This window comes from Actinoplanes sp. NPDC026619 (assembly GCF_040638295.1).
GTDB lineage: Bacteria > Actinomycetota > Actinomycetes > Mycobacteriales > Micromonosporaceae > Actinoplanes.
This window is the reverse complement of sequence record NZ_JBEZYA010000081.1, coordinates 1-2712: the sequence shown is the minus strand read 5'-3', so window position 1 is coordinate 2712 and position 2712 is coordinate 1. Positions and strand designations below refer to the sequence as shown.

2 protein-coding genes and 2 pseudogenes are annotated in these 2712 nt (G+C 64.5%); 2 read left to right on the top strand and 2 right to left on the bottom strand.

The window, feature by feature from the left end:
* Positions 1–257: 257 nt before the first annotated feature.
* Positions 258–440: a hypothetical protein gene (locus AB0E90_RS51580; RefSeq protein WP_360421201.1), complete on the top strand. Its 183-nt coding sequence runs from the start codon at positions 258–260 to the stop codon at positions 438–440.
* A gap of 218 nt (positions 441–658) precedes the next feature.
* On the opposite strand, the gene AB0E90_RS51575 is transcribed toward AB0E90_RS51580, so the two are convergent.
* Positions 659–1057 carry an STAS domain-containing protein gene (locus AB0E90_RS51575; protein ID WP_360421199.1) on the bottom strand — a complete coding sequence of 133 codons (399 nt, stop codon included), beginning with the start codon at positions 1055–1057 and terminating at the stop codon, positions 659–661.
* Positions 1058–1327: 270 nt separating this feature from the next.
* Between AB0E90_RS51575 and AB0E90_RS51570 the strand changes: the two are divergent.
* Positions 1328–2148, top strand: a pseudogene (locus tag AB0E90_RS51570) (transposase family protein).
* Between the two features lie 241 nt (positions 2149–2389).
* Here AB0E90_RS51570 and AB0E90_RS51565 read toward each other — a convergent pair.
* Positions 2390–2602 (bottom strand): annotated as a pseudogene (locus AB0E90_RS51565) (BON domain-containing protein); the annotation flags it as partial.
* Positions 2603–2712: the final 110 nt, after the last annotated feature.

Here is a 2712-nt window from a genome sequence, read left to right as displayed (position 1 = left end):
ACCAACATCGCCCGCGCCATCCGCCAAGCAAACCGCCGATCACACGACCTGATCACCGCCGTCACCAGCAGTTACCCGACTACGCAATGACCCTGGGCCGACGCCTCTGCGATATCCGGCTGCACCGGCCCACTGTGACAGTCTCGCGTCAATAGGCCGTCTCCCGCGACTCTTCATGATGCCCAAGCAATAATGGCCCTATGCAATGAAATGAAACGCGGTCGGCCACACCGCCGGCCCCGGTCTCGGGAGGCACGATGACCAACGATGAAACCCGGGTGCCGCACCTCGACGGCACGGTGACACCGGAGACACTCCACGAACGATGCGAACAGGTCGCCGTTCCCGACTTCGACTGGCTAAACGAACCCATCGTGGCGATAGTCGACGGACTTCTCCACATCCAGCCGGATCGGGCACCGAAGGAAGCCCACGACTGACGGAACCGCACACGGTGTACGCCCGGCCGGCCACTGCCGCCCGAGGGTTATGAACGCCGGAGCCGGGTGCACCTCGGCGATCTTCCTAATGGCCACCACGATCGATGACAGGACGGTCGGTGGAATCAGCAACCGCCCTGCCGGCGGTTGCCTCCGGCGTCGTCCACTTATTCGCCATCGTCCGGTCGCAGCACGCCCATTGACGTCCTGCCAGCACGTCATGCAGCCATCCGCTGCGAGCTCAGCTCTTGCAGTGCACGGCCCCGATCGTGGTACACCGGAAAGGTCATGTCGAGGCCGCAGGCCGCGAGCGTTCGCCGGACGATAGGCGCCGGTGCTACCAGGCAGACCCGATGTCCGCGGCGACAAGCGAGGTCGCCGGCCCGGACCAGAACGCTGAGCGAGGCACAATCGAGCAGCGTCACATCGGCCAGGTCGACGAGGACATCGTCGCCCAGCTCGACACCGGCATCGACGCCGTCCCGCAGTGGCTCGACCACGGCCAGGTCGATGTCCCCGTGCAGCTCCACCACTGTCGCACCCGGCGCGTCGATCACCGGGAGAACCACTTGGCCAGTGCCGAGATCCATGACGGGCTGCGTGTATGCCTGTTCCACTGTTCCTCCCGGTATTCGACAGCGTGCCTTCTAACTGAAGAATCCACGGGCGGCATAGCGGACCCCGGTCGATTGGATGACACCTCCATGACAGCCTCAGGGAGCCTGGCCAGTGAGGCTTTCCGAGTAACGGCCTGAGAGCTCAGAGTGGCGGTTTGACCGTCGGGTGTGGACACGCCCGAACCTGTTGCGGTGCAACGAAAGAGCGCAGAACCCCGGTAGGAAGTGGACTTCTCACGGAACACTTCACACCAGGGGTCCTGCGCCACCATGAGTGTCACATACACCGCCAGCCTGCCCGTATCCGAGGACACCGTAGTGTTCGTGTCCGCTCTGCTGCACGCCGACGCCGCCGCCTCGGGACCAGGGCCGGAACCCGTTCGCTGGGCTGTTACCGCCAGGCGATCCTGGTCCTGCGCTGGCTACTCGACGGCACCCGGATCATCCAGCTGTCCATCGACAACCAGGTCAGCCGTTCGACCGGCTACTCCTACCTGCACGAAGGCCTCACCGTGATCGCCGACCAGGCCCCCGGACTGTCATCAGTCCTGCTCGCCGCGAAAATGGCCGGCTACGCGCACGTCAACATCGACGGCACGCTGATCGAGACCGACCGGTGCCGCACCCCAGGCCCGACCGCCGGCGTGGATCTCTGGTGGTCGGGCAAGCACGACAACCACGGCGGAAACGTCCAGGTCATCACCGCCCCGGACGGCTGGCCGCTCTGGACATCACCCGTGCGTCCCGGCCGCGAACACGACACCACCGCCCTGCGAACCCACGACATCCTGCCGCTGCTGACCACATGGACCGACGACGATCTGCACGTGCTCGGCGACCTGGGCTATGAAGGCGAGCAGGCCACCATCACCGTCGCGTTCAAGAAACCGAAGAATCGGTCCTGTACCACCATCGAGCAGCAGTTCAACCGAGCCCACAACGCGGTCCGCGCCATCGGCGAACGCGGGAACTCCCTACTCAAGACCACGTTCAAAGCCCTACGAAACGTCAGCCTCTGCCCCTGGACCATCAGCCGGATCACCGCCGCGGCCCTTGTGATCCTGCACATCGAACACGGCCGGACCACCTAAATCCGTCACCCAACGTCAACGGCCGTTACTCGGAAAGCCTCAGTGACGGCGTTTCATCCTCGGCGTTCCGGCATCCGTCAACAGTTTCCCACCGCAGCAGGTGATGCCGCGACCGGCAGGTAACGCACCTCGGGGGGACGAGGGCACACGCTGCGCGGCCGCGGCATTGACGTCTACCATTCACTGCCGATTCGACCGGCCCGCTGCGAACTCATGACAGTCATGCGACTTTCGGCCGGTCTCAGTACGTCCCTGGCGGAACGCCGGTCACGACAAGAGCGTCACAAACATCTCTTATCCCGGGAACCGATGCCGCCGCCGCGACCGCGGCGGCGGCCGCATCGAATGAAACGATATTGCCGTCCAGAATAGCGACGCCGTTCTGCACACGCAGGTCGACGACGCCGGCGGTGACCGCCGGATCATCGAACAACGCCTGCACGACCGCCTCAGTAAGGCGCTGGTCAACGGGTAACTAATCAGGTCGGCTGTTTCGGGCCGGTTTGATCTTGCCGGGGTTGTTCGGCAGGATGTCCGGGTGCCTGAGATGCCGTCCATCGTGGA